Source organism: Lactonifactor sp. BIOML-A5 (assembly GCF_009677585.1).
In the GTDB taxonomy this organism is placed as follows: domain Bacteria; phylum Bacillota; class Clostridia; order Lachnospirales; family Lachnospiraceae; genus Lactonifactor.
The window spans coordinates 32,734-53,952 of the sequence record NZ_WKYV01000014.1 but is presented as its reverse complement, the minus strand read 5'-3'; the positions used below and the strand labels follow the sequence as shown (position 1 = coordinate 53,952).

The following is a 21,219-nucleotide window of genomic DNA, read 5'->3' as shown; positions in this document are numbered from 1 at the left end:
GGAGGGAAACGAATGAGCAAGGCAACAAGGCGATTTATCGTCAATAAAGTCCTTGAAATGCTTATAACGCTCGTTGTTGTCACGCTGATTTCTTTCCTGCTTGTGCGCCTATCGCCCATTGATCCGGCAGAAGCGTATGCTCGCCGGTCATTTGCCGCATTTAGCTTTACGGATGAGCAGATGGAGGCGCTGCGGGAAGATATGGGCCTCAATGACCCGCTGCCCGTACAGTATGTGACTTGGGTACGGGATGCGCTCCATTTAGATTTTGGGGAATCCTTTGTAAGCGGGCAGCCAGTGTTTGAGAAAGTCACAACAGCTATTGGCATTACCGTAACGATTGTATTGATTTCTGCCATTATTCAAGCAGTTTTCATTCTTCTGTTCGGCTGTCTTTGTTATCTGACAAGAAAAAGAATGATTGGCCATGCGATGATTTTTCTGTGTATTGCAGGAGTGTCCATCCCATCCTTTTTCTTTGCCAGTTCCTACCTCGATATTTTTGCTGTCAAGCTCGGTTTGACATCGGTGGTAGGAAACACGGGACTGATGCGGTACCTCCCGGCAGCGGTCTGTATCGCCATTGGGTGTATCGCCCTGTTTTCGCCCATGCTGGCGAATAACATTCAAAAAGAAATGGAGCAAGACAGTGCTTTCTACGCTCGTTGCAGAGGTTTATCTGAAGGGAAAATCCTGTTACGATACGCACTTCCCAGCGCGGTTGTAACACTTCTACCCAGCTTCTGCCAGATGCTCGGACTTTGTATGGCTGGTTCTGCGATTGTAGAGCGCGTGTTTTCCCTGCCGGGGCTTGGTTACTTAATCATTGACAGCGTGCTGTATCGGGATTCGCCTGTTATCCACGCAACAATTCTGTTCCTTGCGTTTTCGCTGGTAATGTTCAATATTCTTTCGGATATACTACGGCGAATTTTGCAACGGGATGCTTCTGCGAGAGAGGGGGCCAGACTATGAGCCGGACAAAACATATTCTCTCGTATGCAATTCCGATTGTAATATTGCTGTTTTTCCTGTTCGGATCGTTTTTTGCTCCTCACGATCCGACGGCCACAAATATTCGGGACAAATATCTACCCAGCAGCGCAGAATATCCGTTTGGAACAGACGATTTCGGCCGCTGCGAGTTTTCGCGTATCCTTGAAGGAGGGAAAACAACTTTAGGTATTGTGCTGGTCGGATCGGCCATTGTCATTTTACTTGGTATCCTCTTTGGCATCTTACTGGCAAAGACAGGCCGCCGCAGAAATATTCTTGCAGAAAGTATTTTGAACGCAGTTACAGCGATACCGCCGGTGGCTTATCTGATTATCTTCATCGGTATTTGGGGGAACAGTATCCCCACCATGCTGGTGGCACTGACGGCATCTTTAATCCTTCGGATGATTAAGCTGGTCAAAACTTTGATTGAAGTTGAGTATGACAAAGCATACATCATGTGCGCGATTGCCTGCGGTGCAAGCAAGGTGCGGATCATGCTGGTACATATCCTTCCCAATATTATCCGTGACATCGTGCAATTTATCTGCCTCTCCTGCGCAGAAATGATTATTGCGATTTCCGGTTTCTCATTCATCGGCCTTTCTCTGGGCGATGATGTAATTGATTGGGGTGTTATGCTTTCCGATGCAAGGGCATTGGCCGGAACTCATCCGCAGTTGCTCCTTTATCCGATCCTCTTTATCTTTATCAGCTCCCTCTGTTTCAACTACTTGGGGCGGCTTTTGGAAAAGGAGGGTGCCTGATGCTTGAGATCAAAAAACTGACCGTGAAAGTAAAAAATAACGCACCGATTTTAACCGATGTTTCATTGTCTATTGACGAAGGGACTTGTATTGGACTGACTGGAGCCAGCGGCTCCGGAAAAACAACTTTGATTAAATCCATTATGGGGATGAACGGCGGCGATCTGGAAATCCCACAGGGTCAAATTCTCCTGGATGGAGACAATTTGCTGACGCATAGTGCGAAGGAGCGCCGAATGCTTTGCGGGGAAACGATTGGATTTATTCCGCAAAACCCAATGACAGCGTTTTTCCCACACGCAAAGATGGAGCGGCAGATCATTGAAACGCTCCGTATGCACACTGGTTTGGATAAAAAACAGGCCCACGCGCTTGCGGAAAATGTGCTGCGGAAAGTCAACCTGACCGATACGAAGCGAGTGCTGAGTGCATATCCTGGAGAGTTATCCGGTGGTATGCTTCAGCGGATTGCTATGGCGCTGATTTTGGGGACGAAGCCTAAATATGTTTTGGCAGACGAACCGACCAGCGCCCTTGACGAAGCAAATCGGGATTTATTACTGGAGTTACTGAGGGAATATCAAGAAACAGCAGCGATTTTGTTCATCTCCCATGATACTGAGGCAATGAAAGCCCTATGCCCTATCACTCATGTGATGGAACATGGAAAAATTATTGAAACACAGGCGACTGAGCAGCTATTCATTCACCCGCAGCAGCCGTGGACCAAACGATTTGCCGAAGCTGCCTGTCACCGGGAGGAGGTGAACTGGAAATGGACCGCATTGAATTAGATAACCTCACCAGAACCTACTATGATGCGCAGGGGGAAACATTTTGTGCATTGGATCACGCCTCACTGATATGGGAGCAGGGCCATAGCATCGCCATTATGGGCGAAAGCGGCAGCGGAAAAAGCACCCTGGCTCGATTGATGATTGGACTGGAACGCCCCTCTGAGGGACGTGTCCTTATCAATGGCGTTGATACCACAAAATGGGGTCTGCGTGAATGGAGAAAATATCGGGGCAAGATCCAAGCGGTATTTCAGGATGCTGGCGGAACACTAAATCCATCATGGAGTACATCCAAAAATGTAGAGGAAGCCCTTGTAAATCTGACTGATCTTTCTCCGTCGCAGCGAAAAAACCGTATTGCTGAATTGATGGAACAAACCGGTTTATCCAAAAGCCTCCTTGATACTCCGGTCCGAAAACTGTCCGGCGGGGAACAGCGGCGGCTTGCATTGCTGCGCTCCCTGTCTATATCACCGGAATTTCTAATTCTGGACGAAGTAACCGCAGGCCTTGATTTGATTTCAACAGAAGCGGTCCTTCAACTTTTGGAAAAATATGAGCAGGAGCATGACTGCGCCTACTTGGTCATTACCCATGACATTCAAGTTGCCTCGCGGCTCTGCGAGGTCATTTATGAGATCGAACACGGCAAATTTACTAAAAAGGCCGTTCGATAAATATAAAATCACAGAAAGGAACGAAACGAGATGAAACGAACCAAACGTGTTTTGGGCCTCGCTCTTGCCGCTGTTATGTGTATGGGTCTGCTTGCCGGCTGCGGCGGAACCCCCAGCAACAGCGACACCGCAGATGAAACAAGCGGAACGGAAACGAGCGAAAAGGTCTTGAACATCGCCACGATTGGCGAAACAACAACCCTTTCTCCCCTCTATATGATTGCGGATAACCGCCCCACTCAGAAACTGCTTTATGAGGGTCTTGTGAAATATGTGGATGGGGAGATCCAACCGGTGCTGGCGGAAGATTGGGAACTGAGTGAAGATGGCACACAGCTTACCTTTTATCTACGTCAGGGTGTGACCTTCCATGATGGAGAACCTTTTAATGCAGAGGCAGCGATTGCCAATATTGAGTCCTGGCATATCAACCCGTCTTTCGCATCGCTGCCCGGTGTTGTCAACTATACCAATATTGAGGCGGTGGATGAATACACCATCCGTCTGACCTATGACACGCCATACTTTGCATACATCAACGATTTTTGCTGGCCGGATGTCTGCACTATGATTTCTCCGAAACTGATTACCCAGGGAGACTTCCAGACGGTCAACGGTTATGCCGGAACCGGTCCTTATGTCTATGATGAATATGTGGCGGGCCAGTACACCACCTTTGTCCGCAACGAAAACTATTGGGGTGAGCAGCCCTACTACGACAAAATCGTAGCGAAGTACATTCCTGACAATGCCTCCCGTGTGCAGGCATTACAGACCGGTGAGATTGACCTGATTTACGGCTCCGCTGAGTTGAGCTATGAGGACTATAACCAGGCCACCGCCATTGAGGGGATTGAGGGCAAGTTTGCGCCTTCCGGCTCGACGATCCGCAATATCATTTTGAACTTCAATGGGAATCTGGCTGATTTGAGCGTGCGGCAGGCCCTGGCGTATGCCATTGACAAAGGTGCAATTTCCGAGGGCCTAACCTATGGCTATGAGCCTGTGGCTGACACCATTGTACCTGATGGAACTCCCTACTCGGATATTTGCGGCACGATAGATTATACCTACAATGTGGATCGTGCCAATCAGCTTCTTGACGAGGCAGGATGGGCTATGAACGAATCCACCGGAATCCGGGAAAAGGATGGAACACCGCTTCATATAGTCTTTACCTGCCCCACGGATGACAGCACCATCGGCTCCATCGCCACTTTGATCCAGAGCCAGCTTGCAGAAGTTGGAATTGAAGTTGAGATCAAGAGCATGGAAAAGATGGAATGGTACGCAAGCTATATGGAACCCACGGGATGGGATATTACCGCTATGACCGCAGGTTTCTTCAACTATGCTATGCCGCAATGCTGGTTCTCTGCAATGATGGCTCAGATGCCGGAAGATGTTTCCATCCCTCTGTTGGATAATTCCGATGAGTTTATTTCCGCATTGAGCGAGTTTAAGACCTGCAACGATGATACCCGGCTGCGGGAGTTGTTTGAACTGCTCATCAATACAGATCTTGACCAGGTGCTGGATGTTCCTCTCACTCACCAGATGGATATGATCGTCTATAACACGGACAAGATTGCAGATTATAACTTTGCTTCTGATTATGCTTTCCTGGATGTGACACAGATCACTCCGGCAGAATAACACAGCTTGGCGATGCGGGGTGGTCGGGAGGGGCCGACTGCCCCGTATTGCTTTTATGGAGGGTGAGAGATGATGAAACAAACACCATCACCAGTCAAGCGGTTATGGGAGCTGGCTGGCGCACATCGGAGAGCCTACGCGCTCTCCATCATCCTGGCTATCTTAGGTGTGGCTTGCGGGATGGTCCCATACTTCGCCATCGCTTATATCATGCTCTGTCTGATCGATGGCGTGACTGCCCTAAACACTTATGCGCTTTGGTGCGGCATAATATTGCTTGGTTTCACACTAAAACTGTTTTTTTCTACCCTTTCAACAACCGTATCTCATACAGCGACATTCCAGACTTTGAAAGAAGTCCGTATTAAAATTGCCGACAAACTCTCACGGGTGCCGATGGGTTACATCATGGATCAATCCTCTGGCCGGTTCAAGGATGTCATCGTTGATCGGGTAGAGAGCATGGAGCCGATCCTCGCACATCTGGTGCCGGAGATGACATCGAATCTGTTCGTCCCGCTGTGTATTATTGTCTATCTGTTTATTTTAGACTGGCGCATGGCACTGGCTTCTCTTGTGACCCTACCCATTGGTTTTCTGTGCTATATGGGAATGTCACGGGGATATAGCGAACGATTTTCCGGCTTGATGAAACGGGTTCAAAAAATGAACGCCACGATTATTGAGTATGTAGGCGGTATTGAGGTTATCAAGGCATTCAATCAGTCGGCCAACTCTTATCAGAAGTATTCCGACGCGGTCAATGACGATGCCCGTTATGCGGTTGACTGGATGAAGGATACGCAGTTGTTTATGTCTATGAGCAATACGATCTGGCCCAGTGTTTGGTTGGCGGTTCTTCCCATTGGTGCAATTTTGTATCAACATGGAACCCTGTCCGCTCCGGTTTTTCTGACTATTATGATTTTGTCCCTGGGTATTGTCGGCCCGATTTTGGGAGCGATTAAATTTACTGACAATATTTCGCAGCTTGGCACGATTGTTGGAGAGGTTGGAAATCTGCTGGATGCACCGGAAATGGTGCGGCCGGACCACAATGCTGATATTCACGACCTGTCTATTCACTTCCAGGATGTTTCCTTTTCTTATGACCTGAAGGACCCGAAGCCCATATTGGATCATATCAATCTGACAATACAACCTGGAACGATGACAGCTTTAGTAGGGCCTTCCGGTTCTGGCAAGTCAACGATTACTAAATTGATTACCGGCTTTTGGGAGGCAACATCCGGCGTGATTACTCTTGGCGGGGTGGATTTGAAGAAGATTCCCCTGTCGCAGCTTTCCTCTTATGTGTCTTATGTATCGCAGGATAATTACCTCTTTGATGAAAGTATCCGTGAAAACATCCGTATGGGGCGATTGTCGGCCACCGATCAGGAAGTAGAAGATGTTGCCCGAAAGTGCGGTTGTCATGACTTCATCATGGGTCTGGAGCATGGGTATGACACGATTGTGGGCGGTGCAGGCGGCCACTTGTCGGGGGGGGAGCGGCAGCGAATTGCCATCGCCAGAGCCATGCTGAAAGATGCCCCTATTATTATTTTCGATGAGGCAACAGCTTACCTTGACCCTGAGAATGAAAGTCTGGTTCAAGAGGCTATTTCTAAATTGGTACAGGGCAAGACTCTGATTATGGTCGCTCATCGACTTTATACAGTGACAGGCGCAGATCAGCTTGTGGTGGTGAATCAAGGGCGGATCGAGGCAACCGGAACACATGAGGAACTTCTGCAAAATTGCCCGCTTTACAAAGAAATGTGGCAGGCCCATATTGGGAGCCGTGATGAAGGAGGTGCAACGGCATGATTACTGCCTTAAAGAAAATCTATGCTTTTTCTGGCCGCTGGAAAAGGGTTCTGAAAAAGTCAGTGGTGTTCAGCCTGCTGCACTCAATCTTTGATATGTTTCAGATCGGCGCTCTTTTTCTGATCCTCAATGAACTGGTGGAAGGAACCAAAGGGCGGGATATTCTGTTCGCTTTTCTGCTTCTTTTGGCAGGGGTGATTGGAAAAATCGTTTGCAGCTATATTTCAGACTTTTCACAAACAAGAGTTGGCTATTTTATGTGCGCGGATAAGCGCATCCATGTGGGCGACAGGATGAAGTATATGCCGATGGGCTACTTTAACAGCCATAGCCTGGGGGACCTGACCTCCACTGTCACCACGACAATCAGCGATGTGGAGAATAATGCGCCATCGGTTCTAATTACAGTAATCCACGGTTTTATCCATGTAACGGTTATTACCATTGTGATGTTTTTCTTTGACTGGAGGATTGGTCTGCTGGCTTGCCTGGGGATTGCGCTGTTTTTGCTCTGTAACTCCGCACTTCAAAAGAAATCACAGGAAGTATCTCCTAAACGGCAGGCGGCACAGGAGGACTTGGTAGGCGCCACACTGGAATATATCCAGGGGATGGGTATTGTAAAGTCCTTTAATCTCGGTGGCGGATCGAATCAGAAAATGAAACAGGCCATTGAGGAAAGCCGAGCACGCAATACCAAACTGGAAACCGTTTTCGGACCTTACGGAATGGTGCAACTGTTTGTTTTGCGATTGGCGAGTGTGGCAATCATGTTTTGCTCTATCCTGTTCTATCTGCAAAGCAGCATGACACTGGTGTACTGCCTGCTGATGTGTGTTGCCTCCTTCCTGATTTTCAGCGAACTGGAGGCCGCGGGAGGAAAGTCCTTTGCCCTTCGGTTAATCGAAAGTTCCATCGACAAGGTGGACGCTATTGACGATACACCAGTAATGGACTTGTCCGGCAAAGATATTACTCCGAAAGATACCACGATTGAATTGCAGGATGTTGGCTTTTCTTATGGCGATCACCGAATTTTGAACCATGTCAATCTGACGATCCCCGCAAAAACCACTACGGCGATAGTCGGTCCGTCTGGCTCTGGTAAAACGACATTGTGCAGCTTGATTGCTCGTTTTTGGGATGTAGATGAAGGGTGTATCAAACTGGGAGGCACCGACATACGGGAGTATAAGCTGGACAGCTTGCTTTCCAATATCAGCATGGTCTTTCAGAATGTTTTTCTCTTTGCGGATAGCATTGAGAACAACATCAAGTTTGGTAAACCGGATGCCACTCACGAAGAAGTTGTCCGAGCTGCAAAGAGTGCGTGTTGCCATGATTTTATCATGGCACTGCCAAACGGTTATGATACCGTCATTGGCGAGAGCGGCGCTACTCTATCCGGCGGCGAAAAACAACGGATTTCGATTGCGCGGGCTATTTTGAAGGATACCCCTATCATCATTCTGGACGAGGCAACAAGCAGTGTGGACCCGGAAAATGAGGCGGAACTCCAGCAGGCCATTGAGAAACTAACAGAAGATAAGACTGTTATCATTATTGCTCATCGGCTGAAAACGGTTCGCAATGCCCAGCAGATTGTTGTTATTGCAAACGGCGGAATTGTCCAACGAGGTACACATCAGGAGTTGATGGAGCAGCCCGGCATTTATGCCGATTTTGTGAATGTTAGAGAAAAGGCAATCAACTGGAAGCTGTCCGGTGATAAAACACAGTAACAAAAAGGAGCCAATATGTTTTCTTTGCTGGTACGAATGGCATGGGAGGAACACATGGAGAAAAAGCAACATACCACCGCATCCGGTGAAGATTATCTGGAGGCCATCCTTGTTCTCCAAAAAAAATGCGGTCTGGTGCGCTCCGTAGATGTGGCCCGGCACATGGAGGTGTCAAAGCCCAGCGTGTGCCATGCGGTGGCTACCTTGCGGGACGGCGGCTTTCTCACAATGGACGAGGATCACTTTCTCCATCTGACCGATGTGGGTCGCGAGGTTGCCGAAAAAATCTATGAGCGCCATTGCTTTTTTACCGAGCAGCTTATCGCCGCAGGTGTTGACCCCAGGATTGCGGAGGCCGATGCCTGCCGGATTGAACACATTATCAGCGATGAGAGCTTTTCACGGCTGAAAGAGGCAGCCGCACAAGAGCAAGAATAAACCGAATAAGACAAGCTATCCTGCCCCGCTAAACGGGGAAAGAAAAAAACCGTTGCGGGGCAGGTAGCTTCGTGCGCCCATAATGGATTTTCAGGGTACTGCGGCGGTTTTGAGTACATCAAGGCCGCCGTTCCTTATGCCCTCGACAAAGGAGTGACGCCTATACGCTGATACGAACACGACGGCTTTAGGAGGGAGCCGCCGTGGAGGAAAAAGCGTTTCGACATAATGTGACAGAGCGTAAGCCATTAAAAAAGCCTCTTGCTGTTCACAGTGGCTTTATGCCCTTCACGCTGAACTATCATGCCATGATTTACACGAACTAAAAAGAAACGCACTTGCTGTTAGGGCTGTTGTCCCATTCTGCAGGTGTGTTTTTCTATATAGAGGAACCCCATCATTCCCACGTTGTAGGGGGCCGCCCGACCAGTCTGAATTTCTCGCAATTCAGACTGATCGGAGGTAAAACAGCGTGGACGCTGATAAAAAAAGAATATGGATTCGCGGCCAATATGTCGAGGTCACGGATGAAGTGTACCGGGCCTACATGCAGGGCGACCGGAAAATGCGCTATTTTGAGAACGATTTGAAAACCGAGCGGTTCGTTCTCGGAAAGGAGGGCCAAGTGGTGCAGATCATCCCCAGCCGCGAAGATTCTTTGGACCGGCTGGTGGATGAAAATGCCCAGCAATTCTCCGATGAGCAGGAAAGTGTGGAGAGCGTGGTGCTTCACAAGCTGGAAGTGGACAAGCTACATACCGCGCTTTCCCTGCTGACTCCAGAGGAACGTGCGCTGATCCAGGCGCTGTTCTTTGAGGAAAAGACAGAACGGCAATATGCAGATGAACTTGGCGTGTACCGCAATGCTGTTCATGTTCGGAAAATAAAGGTCCTCAAAAAGTTGAAGCTCTTATTGGAGAGTTAAATCTAATGCCCCTCACCTGGATATTGTTGGGTGAGGGGCATTTTTGACTTCCTCAAATAGAAACAGCCTGTCATACAATCTCGTGCTATGAGGATATACAAAATTCAAATTCGCACACTTTTTCTGGCATTGTAGTTCAGGTATAATATGAACAGAGGGATTTTTCAAAAAAAGCCCCCTTCTCCACCTAAACTCCACCTTTGTATGCTACACTATCTTTGGAGGTGCAAGCAATGTCAAAAATGATTTTGATTATAGAGGATGAAGAATCCATTCAGAATATTATCAAGGCGTTCCTGGAGGACGCAGGCTACACGGTGGTCCTGGCTGCTGATGGCCTGGACGGGATCGAACAGTTCCGGGCGAACAATCCCGACCTGGTGCTTCTGGATTTAATGCTCCCGAAAATTGACGGCTTTGCCGTGTGTGAGATCCTGCGGAAGGAGAGCCGGGTTCCCATCATCATGCTCACCGCATTGGATGATGACGACAGCCAGATGAAGGGCTTTGACGCCCTGGCAGATGATTATATCACCAAGCCCTTTTCCATGCCGGTTGTGATGAAGCATATCGAAGCGGTGCTGCGCCGGGCTGAACAGGGCGGCGCTGCGCCCAATAACGTGATCCGCTATAAGGAAATCACGGTGGACACGGACAGCCTTACCGTCCTTGTGGGAACAGAAAGCGTTTCCCTTACCACCAGGGAATTTGAGATTTTGAAGCTCCTTCTGGAGAACCAGGGCCGGGTGGTGTCCAGGGAAAGGCTGCTGGACACGGTTTGGGGCTACGACTATATTGGCGATGAAAAAATCGTGAATACCCACATCAAGAACATCCGTAAAAAGCTGGGTGTGGACTACATAGAAACCATGAGAGGGGCGGGATATAAAATTGAGAAGGAAGATTAGTCAAAGCATTCAGGCCAAAACCTTCCTCAGTATGCTGGCGCTGCTGGTGGTCTGTTGCATTATCATTTACGGCATGGTGATGATTTTCCTGCCGAGAAATTACCATACGGAACTGGAGGGACAGGTCACTTCCGATTTTTATGACTTGGTGGAAGTTCTGGAGCGGAATGGCTGGGAGGCCAGTTCGGACAGTCTGATGGAATTTTCCATGACGAACAACGCCTCGGTGGAAGTCAACGATAATTATGGGAATAATCTGTTCTCCGTGAATTTTGCCGACATGGAGAACATGGACACTTCTGCTCCCTCTATGAGCTGTTCTGCTACATTCCAGCAAGGCGGGCAAACTTACCATGTATTTGCCAATGCCGCCCTTGTCGCGGTGGCGCAGTCCTATGACATCCTGCTGAAGCTCATCCCCTTTATAGCCGTTGTGATTCTGTTGATTTCCGTCATTGGGGCGGTGGTTTGTTCCCGGTACTACTCCAAGCCGCTGGTCAGTATCAGCAACGTGGCAAAGCGGATGACCACCTTGGATATGACCTGGAAGTGTGAAGTCAACCGAAATGACGAGATCGGCGTGCTGGCCGCCAGCCTGAACGAGATGGCGGAGCAGCTCAGCAATGCGCTGGCCAGTTTGCGCTCGGCAAACTGGCAGTTGAAGAAAGATATTGAGCGAGAACGAGAACAGGAAAAGCAGCGCGTGGAATTTTTTACCGCCGTGTCCCATGAGCTGAAAACCCCCATTGCCATCATCAAGGGGCAACTGGAGGGCATGATCTATCAGGTGGGCGAATACAAAGACCGGGATACTTATCTGCGCCGGTGCATGAAAACCACCAATGACATGGAGGCGCTGGTCAAGGAGATTTTGTCGGCGGCGCGGATGGGCGGCAGCGATTTCCATCTGGAGCGCACCGACCTGGACATCAGCCAAATGCTGCGAAAGGTCTGCCAGCAGTTCCGTGGCCGGATGGAAGATAAACAGATCGAGCTTCGCATGGACATCCAGCCGGAATACCACTACCAGGGGGACAGGCGGCTTATGGAGAAGGTGTTCACCAATGTGATCGGAAATGCCGTGGCCTATTCGCCGGTGGGCGCGGTGATTACTGTCATCCAAAAGGACGAGGTGTTTTCCGTGGAGAATACCGGCGTCCACATTGCTGAGGAAGATTTGGAGCGTATCTTCACTCCTTTCTACCGGGTGGACAAATCCCGGAACCGGAACAGCGGCGGCAGTGGCCTGGGGCTGTATATCACTAAAACCATCCTGGACCACCACGAAATCATCCACAACATGGTTAATACGGAAAACGGCGTGAAGTTTACGGCGTTTTTGTGGTGATGGCACTATAAACTCTTATGAAAAAAAGCGTTGGGTGTGTAGCTAACAGTTACCATGCCCAACGTTTTATGGATTTCCCTACAGATTTAGAAGCGCTCTCTGGCGAGGATTAGATAATCTGTCCTGCCTTGTCCATCGACCATGCCGGGAAACCCCGAAATAGCGGGCTTTTCAGTGGCTTAAATGCGTAGACAGGCATAATTTTCCGTTTAATTTTACGTATAGATATTCTATGCAATGGTTGACACTATGTAGTTCCAATGCTATAATAGAATAAACTACACAGCATCAATCAAAGGAGGCGCTTTATGGAGCAGCAACTTTCTATTTCAGAGTCAGAGTGGCGAGTAATGAAGATTGTTTGGAGTAATTCTCCACAAACACTTCCCGAAATATTAGACAGGTTAAAAGAAACAGGTTGGAGCAAGACGACTATTCAAACATACCTTGCCCGTTTGGTAAAAAAAGGAGCATTGACTACAAAACGTCAAGGAAAGGGATACTTATATTATCCAGCAGTATCAGAAAGTGAATGCCAGCTTGCGGAAAGCCGCAGTTTTCTAAGCCGCGTATATGATGGTTCCCTGTCTAAGATGGTAATGGGATTTGTCAAAAACGGCAATCTTTCGTCTGATGAATTGCATGAGCTAAAGAGCTTGATCGAGCAGCAGGAGAAAACAGATGCAGATACTCGGTAACATTTTCAATGCGATTATTTTTGTATCTGCTATTGGCGGTATATTTTGTGTTTTATCTCTTTTTATCAATCACATTCTGCGTTGTACGCTGCCGCTATGGTTTCCGCTTTGCGGTATGATCCTTTTTTGCGTTCCATTCCTTTCACCGGATGTGTTTCTCATATCACCAGAAACACAGGAATGGTTAAATGGATTTTATATTGCCTGTTGGGTATGGGTGTGTGGGTGCGGTATTCTTTTCGTCTATGATACGATACGCTCTATAATGGCAAAGCGGGCATTGAAAGGATACCAGATATGTAGCACTGAGCGTCTAAATGCTCTTTGCTTACAATGTGCGGAAATTGTCGGCTTAAAAAAAGTGCCTGCACTATATTGGGGGACTTTGGATAACCCCATTTGCGTTACCGGCGCAATCCGCCCAGCAATTATCATGAGCAAAACAGTTATAGAAAAGCTGACCGATGGCGAATTATCCGCTGTCTTTATCCATGAGTTGACCCATATTAAGCGGAAACATATTCTTTTGGAGCGTATCTATGATTATGTTTGCATATTAAACTGGCTCAACCCTTTTGCGTGGATTGCTAAAGGAGATTTTTCACTACATTGTGAAACGGATTGCGATTGCAATGCCTTAAAATTTTCGCAGGGAAAAGTCACAGAAACAGAATATGCTGCGGCTATTATCCGACTGCTGGAACTGTCTACGGTTCAAGCTACAAAACCCGGTAAAGGGATTGGCGCACTCAGTTTTGTGTTGACAAAACGTAGAATCAAACGGATCACCACAAAATCATCAAAGATCAGGGACAGGATGATAACGGCTATTCTGGCTGTTTCTCTGATACTTACGGTTGCTTTTTCCGTACAATTCAGCAGAGAACATTTCTATCCTTATCCGGCCTATAATACTGGTACAGAATATGGTGCGGGTTACAATGAGTAACCCGTATCATTAAAGTCTATAAATCTACGATTGTAGTTAAATGGAGGAGCGTATGAATACAAACATTGAGATTAGTCACATTACTAAAAAATACAAGAGCGGCGTGACCGCCCTTGATGATGTCAGCTTTCGTGTTGGCAGCGGTGTTTTTGGCCTGTTGGGACACAATGGTGCCGGAAAAACTACGCTGATGAAGGCATTGGTTACGGTATTAACCCCATCAGCAGGCATAATCCGCATTTGCGGTTTTGATACCGTGAAACAGGGAAATGAGGTCAGAGCAAGGATTGGGTATTTGCCACAGGAACTTGCCATGTACCCCTCTCTTTCTGTATTTGACTTTGTAAATTACATGGCAGAACTCAAAGGCATTCATAACAAAAAAGCTGTCAGTAGCGTGTTGGAGCAAGTTGAAATGCTGGAATTTTCCAAACGCAAAATAGGGCAGCTTTCCGGCGGCATGAAACGGAGGGTTGGCATCGCGCAGGCGCTGATTGGCAATCCTCAAATTCTTGTTGTTGACGAACCGACAGCCGGTCTTGATCCAGAAGAACGGGTGAGGTTCCGCGGCCTATTGTCAAGATATGCAAGAGAGGGCCGCACCGTTTTGCTCTCTACGCATATTGTCGAAGATATTCACCAGCTATGCGAAGAACTTGCTGTTCTGCGGAAAGGGCATCTATTTTATGCAGGTACATCTGCCGCCCTATTAGAACGGGTAAAAGATAAGGTAAAAATCCTACATTTAGAAAATGAAAACCAGCTTATCGAGCTTCAAAAGAAATCTGTAGTATTGTCGACGACATACGAGAGCCACGGATTGACTGCGCGAATAATGGACGAAAGCGGGCTTTTCTCACAGGCCACACCTGTCACGGCGACTTTGGAAGATGCTTATGTGTATTGTATGGGAGGGAAAGCCCATGCGTAAAATGTTTTCTGTTCTCCATTATGAATATAAAATGCAGTTCAAGCGTCTGGTTACATGGGGTGTACTTCTTGTAGCGACGGCACTTTCTTTACTTGACAATTTCCCCTCTGCTGGGAATTTAGCTCGGTTGGAGTTTTTGAATGAGCCAGCATACTTTGTTTATCGGATTGTGAGCCTCGACAGCCTTGTTTTATTGTTCGGTCTGATGTTCTTATTGGCAGGACGTATTCCGATAGATACTAAGACAGGAATGAAATCTTTGCTGATGTCATCGGCCTTACGAAAATGGCAATATGTGTTGGGAAAGCTGTTGGGCGGATTTCTACATGTTTTCTCCATGCAGTGTATTTTTCTTTTACTTAACACGACAATTTATTTTATTGCTGCGCCGTTTGAAATTTCCCGGATTGAATGTATTGTCCCGTTGGTAAAAGCAATCTTTGTTTCTTTAGTTCCAGTGAGCTTATTTGTCAGCTTTTGCTCGATTGCCTTGCCGGGGATGATTGACATTCGCTTATTCTATATTCTGGCTGCAATATTGTTTGGGTTTAATGCCACCTATGTAGGCTCGGCAGAGGCAATGCCGTTTTACTTGATTACTTCCGGCGATTTAGTCCGTTTGATATGGGTGCATCCGAGATGGCCGTTTGTTGATATGGGAAGCGTTATTGCAAATGGATTTTTCCTTGTAGGAAGCGGTCTTGTGTGTGGTAGCCTGCTGTTTTTGAAACACAAGTTTTGGAGGTCAGAATGATAGCGCAAATTGAAAGCGAAGTAAAAATTTTCGGGATAAATTTCTTTATTGTATCAGTGACCTTTACGGTTGCGATGATTGTTCTTTCTATCATAGCCGGAGATCTGCTTGATTTTTACCCGGTCAGCTTTGAAGTGGTATTCCCGTTTTTTGTGACAATCGTTGTTGGTGAATGGGGAAAGACAAGAGCAGACAGTAATTTTGATATTATTGCCGCACAAAGTAAATCTCTTTTCAAATGGGTATTGTTACGTTACATAATCGCTTTCGCAATATCCAGCTTATTCGCGGTTTTTAGCATGGCAGGCGCGTCAGTTGTGCGATACGAAATGCCAATATGGGAATTGATTGTGCTGTATTTCCCACCAACATTCTTTTTATCGTCGCTGTGTGCCTTGTTAGGAATTATATGTAGGCAAGAACATATTGCAACATTAGTTTGTGGGGTTATATGGCTGATAATCTTATTGACACGAAGCCTGTTAAGATTTCCTGGGTTAGAATATGTCTACTTGTTTATCCGATTTGCCGGAGATCAAAATAATATTTGGCTATGGAACAAAGGAATTATTACTTTGGCAGGTCTATTTTTATGGTGTGTTATTTACTGGAAATGCAAAAGGATTGATTGAGGTGTAAGAAAAATAAATATCGTTTTTATCTGCCCCGCCAGACGGGAAAAGAAAAAAGCCGTTGCTCAGCAGGTAATCGTCACGTCCTACGTTTGACTATACGGCGGCTTTGAATAAATCAAGGCCGCCGATTTTTTTACACCTTATCGCCAACTCCACCTAAAAAATATCTCAACTCCACCTCAACTCCACCTTCGTAGTGTACCATAAGGGTGTTCCCAGCAGACGGGAGCACCACCGGGGCGGTAACACGGCCCCGGCGAAAAACTACGTTAGGAGGTACACAAGTGAACCCACTGGTTTTACTCGAAGGAAATGAGGTGGCTCAGACATGAACTTGTGCAAACGGGCCTGCCTGTATTCCATCCGCAAAAAGGGCAAGACCCTCACATTGCTGGCGTTTCTGCTGGTCATGGCCACGCTGATGCTGACCTGCCTTTCCATCCAATCGGCCACGGAAACAGCCAACGCCAATATTAAAAAAGCCCTGCTGGGCTATTTCACCATCAACGCCAAGACGCTGGAAAACGGCATCCCGGAGGATACGGTGAGCCAGATTCTTGATGTGGATGGCTTGAGCGGCAGGTACACCCTGCGCTCCTATACCTATGCTACTTATTTTGACGCAGACGGGAACGGTCTTACGATCAACACCGAGGGCGCTGCCCAGGTGCCGGATGGCTATGAGAACGCCGGACGGGTAGTGGCAAACTCCAATTCCCAGGAGGACAGCTATTTCACCGATGGCGGCTTTGAGATGGTGGAGGGCAGCCCCATCACTACCGAAACCGGCAGCCAGGTGTTGATCCACGAGAAATTCGCCCAGCGCAACGGCTTGTCTGTGGGCGACACCATGCTGCTGGGGAATGTGGAGGACAAAGATAAGACTATCCCCGTGACGGTGGCCGGGATCTTCACCAATACCGAGGAACAGGATTCCATCGGCATGGCCCCGTCCTATGACCTTTACGACAATATCGTTTTCACCGACCTCTCCACCGCCTCTTTCCTGCTCTACGGCACCGAGGGAACCACCAATGTCCAATACGGGGATTTTTATGTGAACGACCCGGACGAACTGGAGCGCATTATGACCGATGTGCAGGAACTGGAAGGCGTGGATTGGGAAAGCTGCACCCTGACCCGCTACGACAACGACTATCAAAACGCCAAGGAATCCCTGGAGGGCTTGCAGAACATCGTCTTTATCGCCATCGCTGTGGTATCGGTGATCTGTTTCCTGGTGCTGGCCCTGTTCCTGACGCTGCGGCTCCGTGGGCGAATCCATGAAACCGGCGTCTATCTGGCCATGGGCATTTCCAAAGGCTCGGTGCTGCTGCAATACCTGCTGGAAGTGATCCTTGTGGCGGCCATCGCCCTGGTGATTTCCTTTGGAACCAGCACAGCCATTTCCCATCAGATCGGGAGCAGCCTGCTCTCCCAGGTGACAAGCGAAACCTATGAAACGGTGAACTTGACCGGGGAAAGCGAAGCTGCGGAAGAAGAACCCACCGAGGATTTGGGCCTTGCCGAGATTGAGGTGGCTGTTTCCGCCGAGGATTACGCACTGGTGTGGGCTTTCGGCATGGTGCTGTGTGTGGCCTCTACCGCACTGGCGGCCTACCCGATCATGAAGATGAAGCCCAAGAGTATTTTATCGCAGATGAGTTAAGGAGGTGCAGGCGATATGAATTTAGGAATACGGGCGATTTTTTATAGCGCACGAAAGTGGAAAAAGACACTGCTGGTGTTCTGTTTGCTCCTGGCCATTACCACTTTGGTGCTGTCCGGCCTTGCCATAGCTGACGCACAGGAAGAACAGGCTGAGGAAGTCCGGGGAACCACCGGGGCCAGCTTCACGGTGGAGCGAGACATCTCTACGGGCGGCTGGAACGGTAATTACAGCACACAGGAATTTATGTCCGAGGACATGATCCAGCAGATTGCCGCAGTGGATGGCATTGCGGGGTATGACGCCACTTTGATTACCCTGCCCCGTATCTTCAATGATAAGGGCGAGGAACTGGCCCATGAGAATTACAGCTTCTACAACTACGGCTCCTACAATTCCCAATACCATGAGCTGTTTCTGTCGGGCCGGTTTGAACTGGTGGAAGGCACCCACATCACCGATGATATGACCAATAGCATTATTATCAGCCGGGAACTAGCTGAGTGGAACGGGCTGAAGGTTGGGGACACCTTGACAGGCGTTTACTACCCGGAGAATAACACCCCGGAAGTGGATATGGAGATTGTGGGTATCTTCGATGTGGTGGCGGATAAGAACGACCAAGTGAATATGTATGATGATGCGTCCTATTACGCCTATTCCAGCTATGTTTTTTGCAGCATGGACGCAGCCGAGGGCCTGATTAAGGGCTGGGGCGAAGATGGCGAGGGCATTTCCGAAGCCTACTACTATGTCACGGACGCCGCCCAATTAGAGAATGTGATTCAGGAAGTGCAGAGCATTTCCTCTATCAACTGGAACAACTACAAAATCACCGCCAATGACGAGGTGTATCAGAATATTTCCAGCGCCCTTTCTGACACCGGCACCCTGATTACCACCCTCATCATTGTCATTACCGCTGTGAGCATGGTTTTGATTATCCTCATTCTCTCCATGTCCATCCGCAGCCGGAAACGGGAAACCGGCATTTTACTGGCGGTGGGTATCGCCAAGCCTGCGGTCATTCTCCAGTATGTATTGGAAACCCTGCTGATTGCGGTGGTGGCTTTCCCGCTGGCCTACCTCTCCAGCAAGCAAGTAGCTGGCACCCTGGGTACGCTGTTCGGCAAGGCGGCGGAGAATGTCATCGTTACGCCGGAGCACTTTATGCTGGTAGCTATCGTGGGCGGCATTTTGCTGGTGGCGGCAGTGCTGGTGTCCAGCATTTCGACCCTGCGGTTGAAGCCCAAGCAGATTTTGTCTCAGATGGAGTAAGAACATCCACCCCCTAAAATAACGAAATGAGGTAATCACTATGAGTATTATGGAAATCAAACAAGTGGGATATTCCTACGATAATAAAAAGAAAGTCTTAAAAGGCGTCAACGCCGAAATGGAACAGGGCAAACTCTACGCCATCCTTGGGCCTTCCGGCTGCGGCAAAACCACCCTGCTCTCCCTGATCGGCGGCCTGGACAGCCCCGGCAGCGGCCAGATTTACTTCGATGGGCAGGACATTGCCAAGACGGGGCTTTCCGACCACCGGAAAAACCATGTGGCGTTTATTTTCCAGGCGTACAACCTGATCGACTACTTGACCCCCGCAGAGAATGTGTCGCTGACTTCCAAGCTGCCGCCGCTGCCAATTCTGGAGCGTCTGGGCCTGACGAAAGAGGAAGCCAAGCGCAATGTGCTAAAACTCTCCGGCGGCCAGCAGCAGCGTGTGGCCATCGCCCGTGCCCTGGCAAGCGAGGCCCCGGTGATTCTTGCGGACGAGCCTACCGGCAATCTGGACGAGGACACCGCCCAGGACATCACGGAAATTCTTAAAGAGAGCGCCCACAAGATGAACAAGTGTGTGGTGGTCGTTACTCACTCCAACGAGCTGGCGAAGCAGGCTGATGTGGTATTCCGGCTGAAAAAGGGTGAGCTGCAGGTGCTGGAGCGCGTTCAAGATGGAGCCGCCCAGTCCCAATCCCGCAGAAACAACGCTCCCCGCAGTGAAAGGAGGGCGCATTGATGGAGATGGACAGCAATCCAATCACAAAGCCCTCGAAAAAAGGGGCTATCCTTTCCGCAGTATTTTATGTGCTTGCGGTGGTGCTGCTGATTACGGCTTTTGTTTCCCTGGCAGCCTGCCACCAAAACATTTCCCGGCAGCTTGAGCAGGGTGTCCCTGTGCAGGGAAATGAACTGGCCATTGTGAATCTCTATCTTGCAAGCTGTGTGCAGTATTTCTCCTTTGCCGCCGCCATGGTGTTTTGCGGCAAGGCTGCCCGCAGGGTGCTGGCGATTCAGAGCGAAGCGCCGGTACAGGTCGCGCCTTATATGCTCAATCCCCCGGCAGAGGCCACCGGCTCCACTTTTACGGAAGAGGTGGAACCGGAGGAGGACGATACAGATTTTGAGGCTTGGGGATTCCGGGAAAAGGGAGAATAAATAAAAAAGACACGCCGGCGGGCTTGCAGAGCAGCAAGCCCTCGGCCATGTCTTGAAAACAGGAGAATGGAGGTGATTCCCATGCAGCAAACAGAGTGGGTTTATTGTCCCGTCTGCGGGAATAAAACCCGTGATCGAATCAGGGAGGATACGGTTTTAGTCAATTATCCTCTCTACTGCCCAAAGTGCAAACGAGAGAGCTTAATCCAGGCGAAACAATTACATATCGTTGTCATCAAAGAGCCAGACGCATAGACGCAGAGCCGATGAACCTGTGAGAATTTCCCACGGACATCGGCTCTTTTTTACTCTTTGGGCTGGCTGTCCAAGGCTGCCCTAACTGTCGCCTTGATGATCTGCATAGAACGCTCATCGCAGTTATACAGCATACGGACAAGGCTTTCCATTTCAGAATCCTCAATCTGCTTTTCTGGGAAGAAAATCTGATCGGGTAAAATGGACAGCTCCCGAATCAGCTTGTAGAGGATGTCATAGCTGGGCTTTTTGCCTTCGTTCTCAATACGATATATAAATCTTTCGCCTACTCCGACTTTGGCGGCCAGATCTTCGACCGTAATATCTGCTTTTATGCGGGCATTCTTGATGATCTCACCAAGCGTTTCATGTTTACTCTGCACCTACAGTTCACCTCTCTTTCTATTTTACAGATTTATGCCAGATTTATAATGGCATAGCAGTTCAAATTTTAGAGAACTGACAGTGCAGAGAAAAGTGAACTGATCCGAATTGCATAGATGGCCCTGCCAATAAAAAAAACGAGGTTTTGGCAGGGTGGTTTGTCATGCCATCCCTCCAGACCACGTTTTGGCCTGGAGGGATATTTCATGCGTTGGTCATCCTGCGCACCGCTGCTCATTAGAAGCAGCGAGTATGATTCTATGTCGTAGGCCGCCTGTTTGACGGTGTACGGTCAAAAAAACTTCCCGTTTTTCAACGGGATATTATGCCTTTCATACTGAACCATCATGCCATGATTTACACGAACTAAAAGGAAACGCACTTGCTGTTGGGGCTGTTGTCCCATTCTGCAGGTGCG

22 protein-coding genes are annotated in these 21,219 nt (G+C 48.6%); 21 read left to right on the top strand and 1 reads right to left on the bottom strand.

From position 1 onward, the window contains the following. Positions 1–12: 12 nt before the first annotated feature. The 21 genes from GKG41_RS12345 (at position 13) to GKG41_RS12245 (ending at position 20,417) form a co-directional block, all read left to right on the top strand. A complete protein-coding gene (locus GKG41_RS12345; RefSeq protein WP_154259035.1) occupies positions 13–975 on the top strand; it encodes an ABC transporter permease in 963 nt (320 codons plus the stop codon). Next, complete coding sequence (locus GKG41_RS12340; RefSeq protein WP_154259033.1) at positions 972–1,763, top strand: ABC transporter permease; 792 nt, start codon at positions 972–974, stop codon at positions 1,761–1,763. The genes GKG41_RS12345 and GKG41_RS12340 overlap by 4 nt, the downstream gene beginning before the upstream one ends. Then, entirely contained in the window at positions 1,763–2,557 is a 795-nt protein-coding gene (locus GKG41_RS12335) for an ABC transporter ATP-binding protein (protein WP_154259031.1), read from the top strand. The genes GKG41_RS12340 and GKG41_RS12335 overlap by 1 nt, the downstream gene beginning before the upstream one ends. Then, positions 2,539–3,237, top strand: coding sequence for an ATP-binding cassette domain-containing protein (locus GKG41_RS12330; protein ID WP_243133838.1), 699 nt, complete (start codon positions 2,539–2,541; stop codon positions 3,235–3,237). The genes GKG41_RS12335 and GKG41_RS12330 overlap by 19 nt, the downstream gene beginning before the upstream one ends. A gap of 30 nt (positions 3,238–3,267) precedes the next feature. Beyond that, the gene (locus tag GKG41_RS12325; RefSeq protein WP_154259029.1) at positions 3,268–4,893 is read left to right on the top strand and encodes an ABC transporter substrate-binding protein; all 1,626 of its coding nucleotides are present in this window, start codon (positions 3,268–3,270) and stop codon (positions 4,891–4,893) included. 72 nt (positions 4,894–4,965) lie between these two features. After that, positions 4,966–6,723 (top strand): ABC transporter ATP-binding protein, encoded by a 1,758-nt coding sequence (locus GKG41_RS12320; RefSeq protein ID WP_154259100.1) that lies wholly within the window; start codon positions 4,966–4,968, stop codon positions 6,721–6,723. After that, positions 6,720–8,465: an ABC transporter ATP-binding protein gene (locus GKG41_RS12315; RefSeq protein WP_154259027.1), complete on the top strand. Its 1,746-nt coding sequence runs from the start codon at positions 6,720–6,722 to the stop codon at positions 8,463–8,465. The genes GKG41_RS12320 and GKG41_RS12315 overlap by 4 nt, the downstream gene beginning before the upstream one ends. Positions 8,466–8,519: 54 nt before the next feature. Beyond that, positions 8,520–8,903: a metal-dependent transcriptional regulator gene (locus GKG41_RS12310; protein WP_149888172.1), complete on the top strand. Its 384-nt coding sequence runs from the start codon at positions 8,520–8,522 to the stop codon at positions 8,901–8,903. Positions 8,904–9,375: 472 nt separating this feature from the next. Then, positions 9,376–9,828 (top strand): sigma-70 family RNA polymerase sigma factor, encoded by a 453-nt coding sequence (locus GKG41_RS12305; RefSeq protein ID WP_161213487.1) that lies wholly within the window; start codon positions 9,376–9,378, stop codon positions 9,826–9,828. 233 nt (positions 9,829–10,061) lie between these two features. Next, positions 10,062–10,736 carry a response regulator transcription factor gene (locus GKG41_RS12300; protein ID WP_149889477.1) on the top strand — a complete coding sequence of 225 codons (675 nt, stop codon included), beginning with the start codon at positions 10,062–10,064 and terminating at the stop codon, positions 10,734–10,736. Continuing rightward, positions 10,720–12,084: a HAMP domain-containing sensor histidine kinase gene (locus tag GKG41_RS12295; RefSeq protein WP_199884592.1), complete on the top strand. Its 1,365-nt coding sequence runs from the start codon at positions 10,720–10,722 to the stop codon at positions 12,082–12,084. Before GKG41_RS12300 ends, GKG41_RS12295 begins: the two co-directional genes overlap by 17 nt. 308 nt (positions 12,085–12,392) lie before the next feature. Next, positions 12,393–12,782, top strand: coding sequence for a BlaI/MecI/CopY family transcriptional regulator (locus GKG41_RS12290; protein ID WP_072849258.1), 390 nt, complete (start codon positions 12,393–12,395; stop codon positions 12,780–12,782). After that, a complete protein-coding gene (locus tag GKG41_RS12285; RefSeq protein ID WP_075877483.1) occupies positions 12,766–13,731 on the top strand; it encodes a M56 family metallopeptidase in 966 nt (321 codons plus the stop codon). Before GKG41_RS12290 ends, GKG41_RS12285 begins: the two co-directional genes overlap by 17 nt. 52 nt (positions 13,732–13,783) lie before the next feature. Further along, positions 13,784–14,662 carry an ABC transporter ATP-binding protein gene (locus GKG41_RS12280; RefSeq protein ID WP_161213486.1) on the top strand — a complete coding sequence of 293 codons (879 nt, stop codon included), beginning with the start codon at positions 13,784–13,786 and terminating at the stop codon, positions 14,660–14,662. Further along, complete coding sequence (locus tag GKG41_RS12275) at positions 14,655–15,416, top strand: hypothetical protein (RefSeq protein ID WP_149889371.1); 762 nt, start codon at positions 14,655–14,657, stop codon at positions 15,414–15,416. Before GKG41_RS12280 ends, GKG41_RS12275 begins: the two co-directional genes overlap by 8 nt. After that, a complete protein-coding gene (locus GKG41_RS12270; RefSeq protein WP_154259026.1) occupies positions 15,413–16,048 on the top strand; it encodes a hypothetical protein in 636 nt (211 codons plus the stop codon). The genes GKG41_RS12275 and GKG41_RS12270 overlap by 4 nt, the downstream gene beginning before the upstream one ends. A gap of 331 nt (positions 16,049–16,379) precedes the next feature. Continuing rightward, positions 16,380–17,720: an FtsX-like permease family protein gene (locus GKG41_RS12265; protein ID WP_154259024.1), complete on the top strand. Its 1,341-nt coding sequence runs from the start codon at positions 16,380–16,382 to the stop codon at positions 17,718–17,720. 15 nt (positions 17,721–17,735) lie between these two features. Continuing rightward, a complete protein-coding gene (locus GKG41_RS12260) occupies positions 17,736–18,998 on the top strand; it encodes an FtsX-like permease family protein (protein ID WP_154259022.1) in 1,263 nt (420 codons plus the stop codon). 40 nt (positions 18,999–19,038) lie between these two features. Next, positions 19,039–19,743, top strand: coding sequence for an ABC transporter ATP-binding protein (locus tag GKG41_RS12255; RefSeq protein WP_154259020.1), 705 nt, complete (start codon positions 19,039–19,041; stop codon positions 19,741–19,743). After that, entirely contained in the window at positions 19,743–20,162 is a 420-nt protein-coding gene (locus GKG41_RS12250) for a hypothetical protein (RefSeq protein WP_243133836.1), read from the top strand. The genes GKG41_RS12255 and GKG41_RS12250 overlap by 1 nt, the downstream gene beginning before the upstream one ends. 81 nt (positions 20,163–20,243) lie before the next feature. Further along, positions 20,244–20,417, top strand: coding sequence for a cysteine-rich KTR domain-containing protein (locus tag GKG41_RS12245; protein WP_149889430.1), 174 nt, complete (start codon positions 20,244–20,246; stop codon positions 20,415–20,417). 50 nt (positions 20,418–20,467) lie between these two features. Here the strand turns inward: GKG41_RS12245 and GKG41_RS12240 are convergent, their stop codons facing one another. Continuing rightward, positions 20,468–20,800, bottom strand: coding sequence for a helix-turn-helix transcriptional regulator (locus GKG41_RS12240; protein ID WP_087168760.1), 333 nt, complete (start codon positions 20,798–20,800; stop codon positions 20,468–20,470). Between the last annotated feature and the right edge of the window lie 419 nt (positions 20,801–21,219).